We start from the raw sequence: 17104 nt of genomic DNA, 5'->3' as shown, positions 1-17104 counted from the left end.
GCTTTACCACCTCTGATGTTCGTCTTCAGATATGAGCTCAGAAATTGTGCCTGATACATCTACGTTATCAGGCGTGCAGAGAAAGATATCTGAGCCGATTCTTTGAATATCTCCGCCGATGGCATAGACGGTTCCGCTTAAAAAGTCAACAATCCGCTTCGCCTGATCATGCTGTATCCGCTGAAGATTGACGACAACTGCCCGCCGGTTCTTCAAATGGTCGGCTATTTCCTGCGCCTCCGCATAAACGCGCGGCTCACTCAACACCACTTTAGAGGATTTCTGAACACTTTGCAAGCTCACTACATTCTGTTTGCCCGCAGGTTTATTCCCAGTATAAGCCGGCTTTTCTTTTTGCTCATGCTCCTCATGCGATTCCCGCTCTGTCTCAATATATTCATATTCATATTCTTCATCTTCCATCGAGAAAAAGTTTTTCAGTTTATTTTTCATACTCATTGCTGTACACCCCCTGTTTCATTTCCGACTAACGATGAGCCGATTCTAATATAAGTAGCCCCTTCTTCAATTGCAATTTCAAAATCATTTGACATGCCCATCGACAGTTCAGTACACGGAGCGTTCGGCTGCTTCAGTTTCTGAACCTGGTCACGGAGTTCTCTCAGCGACCTGAAACAGCTTCTGATCTGATCTTGATCATCAGTCAGCGGAGCCATTGTCATCAGTCCGGCCACTTGGATATGTTCGAAACCGGAAAGCTCCTGTATGAATGGAATGACTTCTTCTTTTTTCATGCCGTGTTTAGAAGGCTCAAGAGAGGTATTGACCTGCACAAAGCATCGCACAGTACCTTCAGCCCGTTTTTCAATTTCTTTCGCTAATGAGAGCCGGTCTAGGGAATGGATATAAGAAACCGCATTGACGACAGATTTTGCTTTTCTTGATTGCAGACTGCCGATAAAATGCCATTCCGGATTCCCTTTCATCAATTCCTGTTTGCGGAGCAGTTCCGCATCCCGATTCTCTCCGAGGCAGGTGATGCCAGCATCTACTGCCTCCTGTGCTCTTTCAGGCGATACATATTTTGTGACTGCAATAACCGTAACTTCATCGGAGCTGCGGCCCGATCTGTTACATGCTTCGTTTATTCGTTCGTTTATATGTCGTAAATTATCAACAACACGCAAGATCTTTATGCCTCCTTCATTCCGATAAAGGACATCATCCGTCCAGTTTTCCCCTGATCGCGGCGGTGAGAATAGAAAAGAGACGGCTCGCTTTCCGTGCATAAACCGCTGACAGAAATCTGTTCATTTGCCAAACCGCTGTCTATCAGTATGAGGCGGTTCAGCTCTTTCAAATCAAGCTGATATTGTGCCATTGCCGTCTGATTAACGGCACGGTCTGCTGAAACCGGCAATGCGCGGACAGCATCCATGACACGGTCATCTACCGTATAGCATGCTCCGCTGATAGACGGGCCAATAACAGCCTGAATATCTGAAGGATTTGAACCTTCCTTCTCAGTCCATTGCTTCACCATTTCTCTGCCAATCTGTTTGACAGTGCCTTTCCACCCGGCATGGGCAACTCCGACAAGTGATTTAACCGGATCATAAAAGAAAAGAGGCACACAATCAGCAAAGCATAATGCTAAAAATACATTTTTTTCGTTTGTATAGAGCCCGTCCGTTGCTTTTAGCGCTGTGTGATACTCACGGGCGCCTTTTCCCCTATCCCTCTGCGTCACTTTCTGAACGCGATTATCATGTGTCTGATCAGCGAATACCCAAGACTGCAAATCAGTATTAAACATATCGGCAATATATTCACGATTTTTAACTACATCTGCATCTTTGTCATGAACGTGCAATCCTGTATTTAACGATTCAAAAGGCTTTTGGCTGACACCGCCGTTTTTCGTCGTAAATCCGGCAATGACTTCTTTGTTGTTTTGATTCGTTTGAGCCCAGTCTTGTATCATGAGTGTCGAGGGTGTGGTAAGACTAAATGGGTGATATGTATTCATGATGATCCAACCTTTCGACAAACATTTAAAAAAGCGGAATTTCCCACTTATTTTACCACATCTTTCTGCATTCGTTGAGCGCCGATTTGCATATTTCTAAATGAAATGTGCCGGAAGAAACGAGACTTCCGGCATTTGCCAATCCGCGGCAGAAAAGCAGGTTTATGCATGCGGTTCACTTAATCGGACCAAGATTACATCTTCCCCGATTTTTACTATATTTCGCCATGGAATGACCAATTCCTCTTCTTTTCCGAAAAATCCGAGCACTTTCCCATTTCCTCCTAGTATGATCGCCTGAATTTTACCAGTGGTCACATTGATATCAATATCACCAATACTCCCCAGCTTTTTTCCGTTTGAGACATTGACGACATCCTTCACCTGAAATTCTGAAATGCTGATCATTCCATCACGTCCTTTTTCCGTCCTTTTGTTCAAGTATATGAACGGGCAGGCTGAACCTTGTCAGCAAGAAGAAATTTTCATGTCACTGTTCTTTTTTCCGGCTGCACCAGCTGATAATAAAATCGAGGATAATTTTTGTATACTCTACTAGCTGCTCAATTGATACCTTCTCATTCACGGAGTGTGCATTGTGCAGATCGCCAGGACCGTATATCACGCATGGAATACCGGCATCATACAGCCACCCACCATCTGTAACCGATTGAGAAACGTCAATAATTGGACTCTCCCGCTTCACTTTCTCATGAGAGGCAGTAAGCGCTAAGACGCCTGGGTAGCCAGGGTCAACTTCCAATGCCGGAAAAATTTCTCCTCTGTCTTCAATCATCGATGAGCCTCCCCACTTAAATACGGGGCGGTTTTCCCTAAGCCAAATATCACTGTCACTCAGCCGATTGACGTAATCTTCTATTTCCGCTGCCACTTGGTCATGGGTTTCATTCGGATAAAAATGGACTGTGATCCACAGCCGGCATTCGTCCGCTATAAAAGCCGCATGTCTGCCGCCTTCTATAACAGCCGGGTTAATTGTATTTGTGCCAGGTTTAAAGCCGGGATAACGTTTCATAATGGACCAGTGGCGCTCAAGTTCACCGAGCCCCGCAATGATTTTCGCCATTTTTTCAATTGCGCTTGCTCCGAATGTTCCTCCGCCTGCGTGAATCATATTTCGTCTCGTTCCATCATGAAATGTTTGACTGCTTTTGATTTCGATCCAGCCTGTAATGACGCCGCCTTGGCCTTGAATATGCATATCGCTCGTATCCGCGACAATTGCAAAATCAGCGTGGTAGCCCCTCTTGCAGCATTCAAGCGTGCCGGCTTCTCCAACTTCCTCCCCGATAACCGATTGCAGAATCAGATCACCGGGAAGTTCAATGCCTGCTTCACGAATTAATTTCACAGCAAACAGCACACATGCCATTCCGCCCTTCATATCGGAAGCGCCTCGCCCGATTAAGAGACCGTTTTTTTCAATTGGATGAAATGGATCGTGCTCCCATTCCTCATCCTCTTTTACCTCTGCCACATCTACATGGCCATTGATGATCAGGCTATGATAATCTGCTGAACCTGTTCCCTTTAGCTGGCCTACAACATTGGGGTCTCCAGGGTACACATCCCATTTGTCGATCGAAAATCCTAATTCATTTAAAAATCCTGAAATCCATGACTGAATCCCCTCTGTATTTCTTGCAGGTGGAGCAGGTGTTTGATAAGAAATCAGCGTTTTTGCCAGCTGAATAAGCTCCTCCTTTTGTTCTTCCACTTTTTTGAGCAAAGAGTCTATTTGTTGATCCAATCTAATCCGCTCCTATTCTTCAAAAATAAAAAGCCGCTTCAAGTTATGAAACGGCTCAATAAAAACAAACAGAGTCCTATGCACTCTGTTTATTCACCGCTTCCCTCCGCTGGCATGATCCAGATCAGGTCAAAAGGGTTGAGACAAAGTCTCTCTCAGCTTCGCAAAGCACCCCTAGGATGAATCTATGTGTTTGTCAGGCATTCGTTATCGGCTCAGCTCTTGTTAAAAACGGCCGATCTTGATTCCATAATACATGGATTGGCGTATCAAAAAAAGCTGAAAGTATTTGATCAGTAAGCATTTCCTTTATTTCTCCGGATCCAAAGACCTCTCCCTGTTTTAATAAAAGGGCTTTATCAAAGACAGGCAAAATTTCTTCAGCATGATGAGTCACATAAAGGATAGATGGTGCATTTTCTTTGTTTGCAATGTATGTAATCGTATCTAACAACTTTTCCCGGGCAATAAAATCCAGCCCTGTGACTGGTTCATCCAGTATCAGCAGCTCCGGATCGGCCATTAGTGCTCTTGCAATCAATGCTCTTTGTTTTTCCCCTTGAGAAAGGGTTTCATAGCGACGGTCGGCATATTCAATTGCTCCCAAGTCCTCTAACAAACCAATCGCTTTTTCCCTTATTTTCTTACTTGGTGTTTCATATAATCCAATCGAAGCGTAAGCTCCGCTCAAAGCAATTTCAAAGGCTGAATCTGCCGGGTACAATTTTTGCTGAAGAGCTGCTGAGACGAGGCCAATTTTACGTCTGAGTTTTTCCCCAAGCTCTGTCTTGCCAAATTCATGGCCAAGCACCTGCATCTCGCCTGATGTTGGAAAATAATAAGAGCAAAGCATATTTAACAGTGCTGTCTTCCCGGCGCCATTTAGGCCGTAAAGCACCCAATTTTCCTTTTCTTCCACCTTCCAATGAATATCCCTCAGTATCCATTTCCCATTCCGTTTTAATGAGACATTGTCAAGCTGCAAAATCATCGTGGTCCTCCTCTTGATTGCCTTTTTAATTGTTTTAATTTTCTTAAAACTTTGTACAAACTAGGATACCTTATTTTTTCCAAAACGTAAACCGTCGGCAAACAATAGAAAAGCCTTTAAAACAAAATCGTTTTAAAGGCTTTTCATTATTGATGAATATTTTTATTCATTTGTTTGATAGCCGCTTTTTCAAGTCTGGACACCTGTGCTTGGGATATTCCGATTTCCTCGGCAACTTCCATTTGGGTTTTCCCTTGGAAGAATCGCTTTCTCAAAATCATTTTTTCCCTATCGTTCAGCCTTCTCATGCCCTCTTTTAAAGCCAGCTCTTCAATCCATTGTGTATCTGTATTGCGCTCATCACTGATTTGGTCCATCACATAAATCGGGTCTCCGCCGTCGTTATAGATCGGTTCAAATAGAGAAACCGGATCCTGAATGGCATCAAGCGCAAATACAATTTCCTCATGCGGTACTTCAAGAACTTTTGCGATGTCTTCTGCAGTCGGCTCCTTGCTTGTCTCACTGATTAACCGCTCTCTTACCTGAAGCGCCTTGTAAGCGATGTCCCGGAGTGATCTTGAAACACGGATCGGGTTATTATCGCGTAAATACCTGCGGATCTCTCCGATAATCATAGGTACAGCGTATGTTGAAAACTTAACATTGTGGCTTAGGTCAAAATTATCAATGGATTTCATTAGTCCGATGCAGCCGACTTGAAATAAGTCATCAACATACTCCCCTCTGTTATTAAATCGTTGAATGACACTTAAGACAAGACGCAAGTTCCCATTTACAAGCTTTTCTCTTGCTGAATCATCGCCTTCATCCTGCAGCTGCCTAAACAGCTTTCTCATCTCTTCATTCTTGAGTACTGGTAATTTGGAGGTATCCACCCCGCAGATTTCGACTTTATTTCTCGACACTTTTTTCCCTCCCTACAGGAGCTGCTGTACACCGTTAAGTATCTCCTTGGGTGGGAAAAATATGCACTGCACTCAGGCCGAAAAACTGTCGAAATCAGGAAATCCCTGTAAAATCAAGGGGTTCTACCCATAAAATTTTTTACACCATTTTGTTGAACTCTTTTCTCAATCTTTTTATAATTCGTTTCTCAAGCCGTGAAATATAGGATTGTGAAATCCCCATCATATCCGCTACATCCTTTTGGGTTTTTTCTTCTTCACCGACAAGCCCAAACCGCAGCTCCATAATTTGCTTTTCCCTCTCATTAAGCTGTTCAAGCGCTTTTTTCAAAAGCTTTTTATCTACGTTAGCTTCTATGTCTTTAGTAATGATGTCATCGTCTGTGCCGAGCACATCAGAAAGCAAAAGCTCATTGCCGTCCCAATCAATATTAAGCGGTTCATCAAAGGAAACCTCTGAACGGATTTTGTTGTTTCTCCTCAAATACATCAGAATTTCATTTTCTATACAGCGGGAGGCATAGGTCGCCAGCTTAATTTTCTTTTCTGGATTGAATGTATTCACAGCTTTGATCAATCCGATGGTACCGATGCTGATTAAATCCTCTATATTAATTCCCGTATTTTCAAATTTACGGGCGATATAAACGACCAGGCGCAAATTGCGTTCAATTAAAATGGCACGTGCCGCCTGATCGCCGTTTGGGAGCTTCATTAACAACACCTGCTCCTCATCTTTAGACAATGGAGGCGGCAGGGCTTCACTCCCACCTATGTAGTAGACTTCATCACTTTTCAGCCCAAGTTTCATCAGCAGCTTATACCAGAGGTGCGTCAACCGTAATTTTAGTTTTTTCATCTTCCTCTCCCTTCTAAATGTACCGCCGTTTGAGTATGATAAGTAACGGACATTTGCGAACTTTATGAAACGTGTTTGACAGCCTTGCCCGAAAGCATTTTCGGATGAATAATCGCATCAAACTCTCCATCTGCCGAAAGCTTTGTTGTGCTGATACCGATTAAGCATTTATCTGCACAAATCATTTCTTCTTTTGTCATAATCGTTACGTGATCCGGTTTAACGCATAATAAAAATTGATTTTGCTGACCAACTCCCCTGTATGGAATCAACCTCATTTTATCTAAAAAGCGAAATGAATCATCAAGCTGTTCGATGGCTTCCAGCGGGTCTGTGTTTCGAATGATCATCGTTTCGGCTGCTCCGAAAATCGGCTCCAATTTATCAACGTAAATGATCATAACCGGTGTTTTTGTAAGAGGATCGTACAGCTGATTGCCCGAATCAATCAGGCCTCTGACATGAAGTGTTTGGTTGCCCAAATCGGCCTGCACGCTGACTCGTTCCTCATATTGAATGTTTTTTGTTTCAATATCTTCGATTCTTCTTTTAGAAAAAAACCATAATGCTGGAAAGCCAGCAACAATAAACAACCAGCTGATCGGGTCTCCAAACCCTGTTTGATTGGTAATCATGACACCGTTTCGAACAATAGAATTTGACTGCAGCAAAGAATGAGCTCCGATAATTCCTCCCCCCATTAAAAAAGTGGCAAAATAAAAGGAAAACAAATTTTGAAAGAAAAAGCGAAATCTTTTAAAGCCAAATGTCACCAGTACAATCACAACTGAAAAAGCTAGCTTCCCAGCCGGATGGTCAACAATCGGCGAAAAAGGAGTAAACATCAAAAGGACAATACTCGAACCGATGAACGCCCCGCCTATCAGTCTTCTTTTTTTTACATGACGTTTTAAAATAAATGCCGTGAGCAAAAGCAAAAGTGCATCAAAACAAAAGTTTAACAGCCAAATGACATCTAAATAGATTTTCACATCTGACTCCTTTCTTTCTTGCCTCACGCTGTTCCTCTTCTTGCTCCATAAGTATAAAGCAAGCTCTGTGGGAAAGTCTGTCAATTAATGTTGAGAGGAAAATACAATTTTTCAGGGAAATCTGCTTAATTTGTCGAGGAAGTGTAATGAGAGGATATAAAAAAAGCTGCCAGTGACGGCAGCTTTTTTTCCACTTAATTTTCTGTGTTGATATTAAGTTTTCCATTCGCAGTTTTTCTCGTTTCATTTCCATAATCATCTCGTACGATCACTTCTACTTTTGCTCCGGTTGCTTTAATAGAAGAAGTGGCTGTCCAATAGCCTTCATATCTCCCCGGAGAAATTTCTCTTAACGGGAGTTCGGTGGCGTTTTGCACACTCGCTCTTGCATTTGTCAGCGGCATACGAATGATAAACGTTGCATCCAAATCCTCAGCGCTTGAGAAAGCGATTTTCACAGATTCACCGGCTTTTAAGTTTTTATCCTCTCCCGGAATCAAGCCAGAAATGACAGGCTTGTCAAAGTTGACATCAATGACTGTCTTTTTCGTCGTTTTGTTGCCTGCAAGGTCTGTAGCAATCACCTTGATTTCATTTCTTCCATTATCCAAAAGAATACGGGCTGAGTATGAACCATCAGCTACTGTTGCTTTTTTGCCATTCACCTTGACGTCTTTCAGATTGTCATCGGATACAGCCCCTTTGACAGTCAGCGTTTCTTTATTTGTTTTCTCGCCATCCTTTGGATTGTCCAGTGTTAATTCAGGCTTTTCTTGATCAAGCGTAACCGTGATTGGGCGGGAGGCATCCGTTGCTCCGTTATCTGTTGATGCAGTTGCCGTCAGCTTATTTTCGCCCTTGCCGAGTGTGATGCCTGTCTGGAACGTGCCGTCCGCGGCAGTTTTTGTTTCTCCTGCTTCTTTCTCTTCATTATAAATGTGTACCATTGTACCAGGTGAAGCTTTTCCTTTTACAGTGACGTTCTCCTTATTTGTGTATGACTTGTCTGTCGGTGAAGTAATCTCAGGCACAGCAGCTTCGTAATCAACTAATGCGCGAATCATATAGTTGCCGTCTGCTTCGTCACCCGGCTCCCATTTTCCACCTATATACTGCCAGTTGCGGCCGGAATTCTTGCCGGTTTCATCCATTGCCAGTCCAGGTGAATACGGGTCAGGTTTCGACTGGATATATACGAGATAAAAGTCTTTATCGACCATAATCCCTTTTGAACTGAGATCTACCTTAGTCCACTCGCCATTGCGAAGAGCTTCAGCGTTAAACGGCCCGGCAATTTTCTTGCCCGGTGCTCCTTCTTTTCCTGTAGCATCGTATACCTCAACCTTAAACTCTGTACCGCCTGGATCTGGGAACTCTGTATCCCAGAATCTAAACAGTCCTCCTGTAAGCATGCCCTTGTCCTTGCCGTCAGCCAGCGTCATTTTTACCGCCCATCCGTTCCCGGCAGCAAAATAAGAATTGGCATTCTCGGCTGTCCCGTCATCATATGCAATTTCACCTGGATAACCAACGAAAGGCTTCAATGCAGTTTCTTTTGTAACATTACCTTTTAATTCAACGGAAAATTCATCGCTGTAATAACCCGGTGCAGCGACTTTAATCGTATAAGCGCCTTCATAGGCCTCGAGCGTATATTCACCTTTGTCGTTCGTCGTAGCCGGTTCAACCGCAGCATCCTCTACAACATAAATGGAAGCGCCTTTTACCGGCTCTTTTGTCGTTTTATTGATAACCATACCTTTTAATGTGCCCTTCTTCATTTCTTCTAACGTAAAATTAGCTTGTGTCGTCTGGTCCGCCTGCAAAGACACTTTTTGTGTTTTCGATTGATAACCGTATGCTTCTGCAATAAGCGTATAGTCTCCCGCTTTGTGCGTCAGCGTGTACCGCCCTGTGGATTGATCGGAATATGTTGATTTTCCTGTTTCCACTACACTGACTTGTGCCCTGAGCGGCAAAACTTGCGGCTGTATAGCTTTACTCTCGGTTTTTACAGCTGTATGTTGAGATGGCTTTGCTTTTTTCGGATTTACTGCCTTTTTCTTTTGTTTTCCAGACGGCTTTTCGACGCCCAGCTTATTCTTTTTGGCTGTTTTTCCGGCTGATTTGTCAGAAAGCGCTACATCATCAATGTACCAGCCCTCTTTGTTAATACTTTCATCTGATTGTAGGTTAAACATCACTTGAATGTTTTGGCCTTTATAAGCCGATAAATCAATTTCTTCATTCGTCCAGCTTGATGTCTTTCCATTATAAACACCGGCCTGCTCCCAATTCTTTTCTCCCTCAGGCAGAACAAAAACGTAGCCGTAATCAAAGTCATCCTCTAAATTGTGCCAGCTTTTAAATTGAAGAAACAGATTTCCTGAATCAGGCACTTTAACAGGAGGCATAACAAGGTTCATGTTTGCCGAGTTGGCATAATTCCCCGCCAGATTTGTTCCATATACTTTTTCTCCGGATGCTGCTGTATTTGGGCCAGTTGACGGAACGCCCCATTCCCAGTTATTATTTGTTCCGCTTGCAATCCAGCCGCCGGCTGCAGTTTCAAAATCCTGCTTATATCCCACCGTAATACTTGGTTTCACTGTTATATCATATATATCAGACGAAACCATATGTCCGCCAAAATCCTGAATGATCCACTTATAGCTTAGCTTAGTTCCTTTGATGTCTGGAATCTCTGCCTGATACGTTCCTTTTAGATGATCACCACTGATTCGTTTAGCCGTTACTTCTGACCATTCACCTTGATCAAGCTTGTAGGACAGTTTTACAGATGTCACACTCACATTGTCTTCAGCTGTTATAGTCAGCGGCAGGCTGCCACCTTCATACGCTTCTGTCACTTTCTCATGCTGGAAGACAGGAGGCTCTTGATCATCCCCTTCTACAGAGACTTGTCCTTCTGCTTTGCCTAACCCATCTGTGACAGCGGATACAGCATCAAAAGCGTTCACCAAACCATGGCCATATCCGTTATTCGGAGAATCAGGGAATGTTGAATCTGTCAGCGGTTCAGCCGTGCTGGTTAATATATCCTCCATCTCATCGACAGAAAGTGAGGCATCCGCCTGTTTCAACAGTGCAGCAACAGCCGATACATGCGGCCCTGCCATTGATGTGCCGTCCCATCCGTCCTCATATGTCTGACCGGGAACGGATGAACGAATATTTACGCCCGGTGCAGAAATTTCCGGCTTTATTTCATCATATGGAGATGGCCCTTGAAGAGAAAAGTCAGCGAGCTTTTTATTGATATCAGTCGCTCCAGTTGCAAACGATTCCGGATAGTTTGCAGGGTTTGCGATAGATCCAGGCCCGCCAGGAATAAAGAGGTCTGTATTCCCCGCAGAAAACTCAGGGAAAATGTCGGCCGCACGCCAGGCATTGACCATGTCTCTATACCATTCATCAAGTCCTGATCCTCCGCCCCATGAGTTATTGACAACATCAGGAGCCATTTCCGGGTGAGGGTTGCCCTCTGCGTCCTTTGGTGCTAAAACCCATTCACCAGCATCCAAAATGTCAGCATCAGTGCCGCCATCTTCCGAGAACGCTTTAACAGCGATCCATTTTGCGCCAGGCGCTACACCAATTTGATTTGTTCCATCAGGTTCAGATCCCACCATCGTACCTGTCACATGGGTTCCGTGAGCCAAATCATCATAAGGGCTTGCCCCGTCTGCTACAGCATCATACCAGTTCATTTCATTTTCAGGCTCATCGGGATTTTCCGGGTTATATCCGCGATATTTCTCTTTTAATGCCGGATGGTTCCATTCCACACCGGTATCAATAGAGGCAACAACTGTACCAGTTCCATCGTATCCAAGCGCCCAGGCTTTTGGAGCATCGATTTGGTCGACATTCCATTCCACACCGTCAGTTGCTTTAACTGCTTTTTGCGCTTTTTTCATATTAAATGGGGAGGATGACTTAAAAAGCTGCCGTTTCTCATTAGGAAGCACTTTTTCCACTTCAGGAAACTGCGCCACTTTTTCCATAACCTCTTTTGAGGCATGAACAGCAATCCCGTTCACCACATAATAAGAATGAATCTGGTCTGCATTTCCTTTATCTTTCTGGGTGTTCAAGTATGTTAGGACGTCTTGCTGGGATTCATCGGCTGTGACTTTTAAAGATGACACAACGGCAGAGCGCTTTTGATATTCCGTTTTAGCCGCAGACAGCTTCTTCGATTTCGCTTTTTTAACAGCCGCTTTTGCCGCTTTTTCTGTGTCGGCCTGATCTTTAAATTTAATCAGAAAGGTCGTTTTGTCTTTCTTTTTAAAGCTTTTCTTTAATGAACTCGAGATCTTGTTTTGAATGGATTCCGCAGATTGAAGCTCCTTTTTAACAGAAGCTGAGGTGACTTTGCTGCTTGCCCCGGCTGCTCCCGGAAACAGCAGTGAACTAATGACAACAGTACTTAAAACAGAGCTGATGAGTCTGTTTTTCGTTTTTTTCCTCATTTTCATCCCCCTTTTTCAACATGCTTTGTAAAAAATATGTCGTCCCTCCTTTTAAAAATGAATGGTTTGTCAGAACATCGCTGTATGTTAACTGTAGACAATCCAAATTACAGATATTGTCGTTTCATGTCAGCTAATTTCCATATATATGAAAATGATAAAATTGTCACGAAAATAAATAGGGCTATTTATCTATTTCATTACTAAATGAAGGAGGTAATAGGGAAAAAGGCTATATAAGAAGAAAGTTTGAGGAGAAAAACAAAAAGGACAAAATCGAAAGCGATTTTGTCCTTTACATTAGCCGCGTTTATTACGGTTTCTTAAGAATGTCGGGATGTCAAGCGTATCATCAGCCGGCTGTGAAGTATGACGGCTTACTGTGTTCTGCTGCTGAGGCTCCTCACGTTTTGGCTCACGCTTTGGAACACTTTGATTGTGTGTTTTGATGCTTTGATTTAGGCCTGGGCGCTGAGGCTTCGTCACGTCCTTTTCTTGTTCAATAAAGCCCGTTGCAATCACTGTCACCACAATCTCATCTTTTAGATTTTCATTAATAACAGAACCGAAAATCATGTTTACGTCTTGATCAGACGCCGAAGCGACAATGTCTGCTGCTTCCTGAACTTCATATAGGCTGAGGTTTGTTCCCCCAGTGATGTTCATGAGAACGCCTTGCGCACCGTCAATGGCCGCTTCAAGAAGCGGGCTGGAAATGGCTTTTTTCGCTGCCTCTGCCGCACGGTTTTCCCCGGTAGCAATACCGATACCCATCAAAGCAGATCCTTTGTTTGACATGATCGTTTTCACATCAGCAAAGTCAAGGTTGATAAGACCAGGTGTAGCAATCAAGTCAGAAATACCTTGGACCCCTTGGCGGAGTACGTTATCCGCTTCACGGAATGCTTCAAGCATCGGTGTGTTTTTATCAACAATTTCAAGGATACGGTCGTTCGGGATCACAATCAGTGTATCCACCGCTTCTTTCATTGCCGAGATTCCGCCTGCAGCCTGAAGCTGTCTTTTGCGTCCTTCGAAGGTAAACGGTCTTGTTACAACTCCGACTGTTAATGCGCCTAAGTCTTTAGCGATTTGTGCGATAACCGGTGCGGCACCTGTTCCTGTTCCGCCGCCCATACCGGCTGTCACGAATACCATGTCAGCGCCTTTTAACGCTTCTTCAATCTGCTCTTTGCTTTCTTCAGCGGCTTTTTTTCCGACTTCCGGATTCGCACCTGCTCCCAATCCTCTAGTCAGCTTTGCGCCGATTTGCATTTTCACTTCTGCTTTTGACAGGTTAAGAGCTTGAGCGTCCGTATTTACCGCGATGTACTCTACTCCTTGCACTTCATTTTCAATCATTCGGTTAACGGCGTTGTTACCGCCGCCTCCTACTCCGATTACTTTAATTGATGCTAAGCCGTCTATGTTTGTTTCGAACTCCAACATGCTAAATCCTCCTAATCTGCCGAATGACTATCTATCTATTCCCAAAACATGCTTAATAGTTTTTTCATTTTGCTCTGTTTATTATGTTCGGCTTGTGTTTTTTGTTTTCCTTTTGGCCGCTGCTGCACCTCATTTTGATGATGATGCTGCTCTTGTTCCTCAGATGATGAGACTGCGATTTCCTGTATCGCTTCTTCAGGCATCTTAAAGCCTATTTTTCTGCCTTGGATTCTTGCATTCCGGCAGGCGAATTGGATCAGGCCCACTCCCGTCATATATTGAGGATCTCTTACACCGATATAATTCGGGCTTGCCACCCTGACGTTATTTTGCAGCACATCCTGTGCCAAAGACATGACACCCGGCATTGCCGCTTGTCCTCCTGTCAGCACGAAGCCTCCCGGCAGATCGGTAATTCCCATACTGCGAAGCTCTTCTGAAACAATTTCAAGAATTTCTTCTACTCTCGCTTCAATGATATTCGCTGCTTCTTGCTGTGTAAATGTTTGTTTTTGATTGGTGCCTATAACGGTTACCTCAAATACTTCATCCTCCGAGGCTTCGTCATAGTAGGCATGTCCAAATTGTTTTTTCACGCGTTCTGCTTCTTCTGTTGACGTTCTCAATCCGATGGAGATATCTTTGGTGATATTTTCGCCTCCGAGAGGAATGACACGGGTAGAAGTGAGATGTCCGTTCTGGAATACGGCAATGGTTGTTGACCCTCCCCCTATATCAATGAGAGCCACACCAAGGTTTTTCTCGTCCTTTGATAATGCAGCAGAACCGGCTGCCAGCGGCTGAAGACAAATATCAGTTATTTCAATACCAGCTCTTTCAACACAGCGGAGTAAATTATGTAAGATTGTTTTTGAACCGGTGATCAAGGTGCCCTCTACTTCTAAACGCACACCCAGCATTTTTTTCGGGTCGGTGATTTCATCTCTTCCATCTACGATAAACTGTTTAGGAATGACGTCGACAATCAGCTGTTCGTGCGGTACTGAAACAACCTGTGCCGCCTCCATGACACGGCGTACATCTTCAACCTGAATTTCTTTATTTTCACTGGAAACTGCTACAACGCCGTTTGTATCTTGAATATTGATATAATTTCCATTAACGCCGACAATAGCTTTTCTAAGCGGAAAACCTACCATTCTTTCAGCTTGGTCAAACGCTTTTCTTATAGAATGAACGGTCTCATCTATATCAACGATTGAGCCTTTTTTCAACCCTTCAGACGGTACATTTCCCACACCGATAATATTAAGGGAATCATCTGTCATTTCTCCGACGATCACTTTTGTATTGGACGTACCGATGTCAAGACTGACGTAAAGTTCATTGTTGTTCATTCTATGGCACCTCCTCACATTTCGATCATTTCTATTCTATTATTTGCGGAACAACAATACAATGAATGTGGCTTTACAAGTGTGTAACAAAAAATAACAACAGAATATTTTTATGTGCTATTCACATTTTATGTTTATTGAAAATATTCGTTATATCCTATGTATATCCTCTTTTATATCACATTTTTTTTATTTTTTTCTCCTCGAGGCCGTCCATTTGGCGAGCAGTATTCTTCTGATGACCGCGATGTTTTGAAAAAGCCTCACGCCAAATGCAAACATACCGACTAAATACAAGTCTACACCAAGATGAACGCCCAGAAAAGCCAAACTTATGGCGAGAATGATATTGAAGAAAAAGCCCGTCACAAAAACTAGTTCATCGTATACACTTTCCAAATGGGCCCTTATTCCCCCGATCAAAGTATCAAGGGATGCAAGAATCGCCAGGGACAAATAATTTGAGTATTCATCCGGAATGGTGAAGTTCGTGCTGAACCCGATTGTAATTCCGAGCAAAAGCCCTAAAACCGGAAGCCACATTAGGAATTCTCTCCTTTTGATTTCTCGAGCGGTTTCAATGGCGCAACTTGCATTGAACCTTCGTAAGCTTTGATTTTGATTTGTTTTTCAGGCCTTTTGATTTGCAAATCCAGATTTTCTCCCGCGAACAGATCCTGCAGGGATGAAGCATTCATTCGGCTATATAGTTTATCGGCGTTTTTGCTGATGACTTTTACCGTTATCGGATAGTTGTCCAAAGGATATCCGTCGATTTTGGTTGTTCCGTTGATATCCCTGATCACCGTCGTGTTGACAACCCTTCTGTCATTGATCGATATTTCTTCCGCTTCATACATATTCAGTTCATTAATCAGCTTTTTCAGAAGGTCTGGCGGCGGATTTTGAAAGGATTCTCCCGTGAGTTCTTCCGAGAAAAGCTGAGAAATGGTGATGATGATTCCGTTCCCTGTAACATCTGTGAAGCCGGCCTGTTTTTTTAAGTTTTGAAGCGTTTCATTCAACGCTTTTGTCCGCGAGGTTTCTTCTTGATGACTGTATGTGTTCAGCATTTTTTCATATTTGTCAATTTCGCTGATCAGCTCAAGCTGTTTTTTCTGTTCTTTCTTCAGATCCTCCCTGAGGTCCCATATGTCCCTCGTATCGCGGACTTTCGGCGCTTTCAGCGAATTAAACTGCACGGACAGCATAATTCCGAAAATGAGCATCAGGATGCTCAAACTGATGAAACGATTATTTTTCTTCAACGTCCGCCCACCAACTTTTCAACGTTCATTCCCCCTGCTTTAAAAGGGGCTCCATCTCGATTTGGTCTTGTTTTTCGATGCTGACTGAAATATGATCGCGGCTCAGCTGGTCCACAAGTCCTCCTGCAATGTTCAGCGCCGGCATCAGCACATCCGGATCCCCGATGGCCGAAATGACAAACGGCGCGGGATACTGGTTGCCGTCAACCGTGATGACAGGACCGTTGCACGATATGTAAGAATGATGTGTCACACGCTGTCCGTTGATCGACACCGCGGCCGCCCCGGAAATCCACAGCTCATTGAGCAGGCGGAATATGTGGCTTTCATGGACGATATAGTTGTTGACATTCTCACCTTCCGGTATGTAAGAAGCGTCTTTCAGCGTCACCTTGATTCCTTCGCCCTGAACGCCGATTTCCCCGACGAACATTCTGTACCTTTCAACATCTTCAACAATATTGTAATACTCTTTTTTTTCCTTTTTCAAAGCCGTCTCTGTTTTCTGTACTTCCTGCTGTTTTTTGTAAAGCTCCTGTTCCAGCTTCTTATTTTGCTTTTCCTGGGAAATCAGCCGGTCGCGCAAGGAATACTCCTCTTTCCAATTTTCAGCTGTTTCTTCATGGTCTTTGTTTTCCCTGGCGAATTGATAGGAGAAAGACAGCAGGAATCCGAGGACAAGCATGGCCAGTGAAAGATTGACTGTGTGCCTCTTCAATTTCCGTCTCCCTTTTTGCTTTCATCCGTTTTTTTCAGAGGTTCAAAATAAGTCGCAACTTCCATATGGATAATGCCTTTTTCCCCTTTCGGCAGCTCTTTTACGATCGCCGGATAGCTGTTCATTTTCTGTCCGAACGTTTTCAGCGAAGCCGTCACGATATAGCCGTCGTTCATATACAGTCTGATCAGCCAAGGATTTGATTTTTGAGGCGTATAGTTAATCTCGGAAATCGATTTTTTCACGGAATCGGAAAGCTTGTTCAGCTGTTTTGCCATTTGAA

The 17104-nt window shown here is 43.6% G+C and carries 15 protein-coding genes, 1 pseudogene and 1 riboswitch; all 16 genes and pseudogenes read right to left on the bottom strand.

The annotated features are described in order from the left end of the window. Positions 1-3 precede the first annotated feature (3 nt). Entirely contained in the window at positions 4-459 is a 456-nt protein-coding gene (gene sepF / locus C1T29_RS09575) for a cell division protein SepF (RefSeq protein WP_014476753.1), read from the bottom strand. Next, on the bottom strand, positions 456-1148 hold the full coding sequence (locus tag C1T29_RS09570) for a YggS family pyridoxal phosphate-dependent enzyme (RefSeq protein ID WP_014663902.1): 693 nt from the start codon (positions 1146-1148) through the stop codon (positions 456-458). Before C1T29_RS09570 ends, sepF begins: the two co-directional genes overlap by 4 nt. A 5-nt stretch (positions 1149-1153) precedes the next feature. After that, a complete protein-coding gene (pgeF, locus tag C1T29_RS09565; RefSeq protein WP_095431267.1) occupies positions 1154-1990 on the bottom strand; it encodes a peptidoglycan editing factor PgeF in 837 nt (278 codons plus the stop codon). Positions 1991-2152: 162 nt separating this feature from the next. Next, the gene (locus C1T29_RS09560; protein ID WP_003232153.1) at positions 2153-2398 is read right to left on the bottom strand and encodes a YlmC/YmxH family sporulation protein; all 246 of its coding nucleotides are present in this window, start codon (positions 2396-2398) and stop codon (positions 2153-2155) included. 82 nt (positions 2399-2480) lie between these two features. Then, complete coding sequence (ylmB, locus tag C1T29_RS09555) at positions 2481-3761, bottom strand: N-formyl-4-amino-5-aminomethyl-2-methylpyrimidine deformylase (RefSeq protein WP_103748795.1); 1281 nt, start codon at positions 3759-3761, stop codon at positions 2481-2483. 84 nt (positions 3762-3845) lie between these two features. Then, a riboswitch (TPP riboswitch) is annotated at positions 3846-3947 on the bottom strand. A gap of 10 nt (positions 3948-3957) precedes the next feature. Continuing rightward, positions 3958-4752 (bottom strand): ABC transporter ATP-binding protein, encoded by a 795-nt coding sequence (locus C1T29_RS09550; RefSeq protein ID WP_085186105.1) that lies wholly within the window; start codon positions 4750-4752, stop codon positions 3958-3960. Positions 4753-4898: 146 nt separating this feature from the next. Then, positions 4899-5681, bottom strand: coding sequence for an RNA polymerase sporulation sigma factor SigG (sigG, locus tag C1T29_RS09545; protein WP_014663896.1), 783 nt, complete (start codon positions 5679-5681; stop codon positions 4899-4901). 139 nt (positions 5682-5820) lie between these two features. Further along, the gene (gene sigE, locus C1T29_RS09540; RefSeq protein WP_003221446.1) at positions 5821-6540 is read right to left on the bottom strand and encodes an RNA polymerase sporulation sigma factor SigE; all 720 of its coding nucleotides are present in this window, start codon (positions 6538-6540) and stop codon (positions 5821-5823) included. Positions 6541-6602: 62 nt separating this feature from the next. Further along, positions 6603-7532, bottom strand: coding sequence for a sigma-E processing peptidase SpoIIGA (spoIIGA, locus tag C1T29_RS09535; protein WP_040083797.1), 930 nt, complete (start codon positions 7530-7532; stop codon positions 6603-6605). A 194-nt stretch (positions 7533-7726) separates the two neighbouring features. Beyond that, positions 7727-12028: a bacillopeptidase F gene (locus C1T29_RS09530; RefSeq protein ID WP_103748796.1), complete on the bottom strand. Its 4302-nt coding sequence runs from the start codon at positions 12026-12028 to the stop codon at positions 7727-7729. Between the two features lie 300 nt (positions 12029-12328). After that, entirely contained in the window at positions 12329-13477 is a 1149-nt protein-coding gene (gene ftsZ, locus C1T29_RS09525; protein ID WP_014663893.1) for a cell division protein FtsZ, read from the bottom strand. 35 nt (positions 13478-13512) lie between these two features. After that, positions 13513-14835, bottom strand: coding sequence for a cell division protein FtsA (ftsA, locus tag C1T29_RS09520; protein WP_003238682.1), 1323 nt, complete (start codon positions 14833-14835; stop codon positions 13513-13515). Between the two features lie 173 nt (positions 14836-15008). After that, positions 15009-15378: pseudogene (locus C1T29_RS09515) on the bottom strand (small basic family protein). Continuing rightward, positions 15378-16064: a DUF881 domain-containing protein gene (locus tag C1T29_RS09510; RefSeq protein ID WP_230588717.1), complete on the bottom strand. Its 687-nt coding sequence runs from the start codon at positions 16062-16064 to the stop codon at positions 15378-15380. Before C1T29_RS09510 ends, C1T29_RS09515 begins: the two are co-directional and overlap by 1 nt. Before the next feature lie 64 nt (positions 16065-16128). Then, positions 16129-16821, bottom strand: coding sequence for a DUF881 domain-containing protein (locus C1T29_RS09505; protein WP_020451305.1), 693 nt, complete (start codon positions 16819-16821; stop codon positions 16129-16131). Next, positions 16818-17104 (bottom strand): cell division protein FtsQ/DivIB (locus C1T29_RS09500; protein WP_331281201.1); only part of this gene is annotated, 287 nt, incomplete at its 5' end. The genes C1T29_RS09500 and C1T29_RS09505, both read right to left, overlap by 4 nt.

The sequence above is a fragment of the Bacillus sp. MBGLi79 genome (assembly GCF_002953915.1).
Note: the sequence above shows the minus strand (reverse complement) of the source record. Positions and strands in the feature narration are given on the sequence as shown.

Bases quoted from the DNA above. Each gene is read 5' to 3' on its own strand.
- pgeF (WP_095431267.1), bottom strand. From the start codon at position 1,990: ATGAATACATATCACCCATTTAGTCTTACCACACCCTCGACACTCATG.
- ftsZ (WP_014663893.1), bottom strand. From the start codon at position 13,477: ATGTTGGAGTTCGAAACAAACATAGACGGCTTAGCATCAATTAAAGTA.
- sigE (WP_003221446.1), bottom strand. From the start codon at position 6,540: ATGAAAAAACTAAAATTACGGTTGACGCACCTCTGGTATAAGCTGCTG.
- C1T29_RS09560 (WP_003232153.1), bottom strand. From the start codon at position 2,398: ATGATCAGCATTTCAGAATTTCAGGTGAAGGATGTCGTCAATGTCTCA.
- C1T29_RS09510 (WP_230588717.1), bottom strand. From the start codon at position 16,064: ATGCTCATTTTCGGAATTATGCTGTCCGTGCAGTTTAATTCGCTGAAA.
- C1T29_RS09530 (WP_103748796.1), bottom strand. From the start codon at position 12,028: ATGAGGAAAAAAACGAAAAACAGACTCATCAGCTCTGTTTTAAGTACT.
- sepF (WP_014476753.1), bottom strand. From the start codon at position 459: ATGAGTATGAAAAATAAACTGAAAAACTTTTTCTCGATGGAAGATGAA.
- C1T29_RS09550 (WP_085186105.1), bottom strand. From the start codon at position 4,752: ATGATTTTGCAGCTTGACAATGTCTCATTAAAACGGAATGGGAAATGG.
- ftsA (WP_003238682.1), bottom strand. From the start codon at position 14,835: ATGAACAACAATGAACTTTACGTCAGTCTTGACATCGGTACGTCCAAT.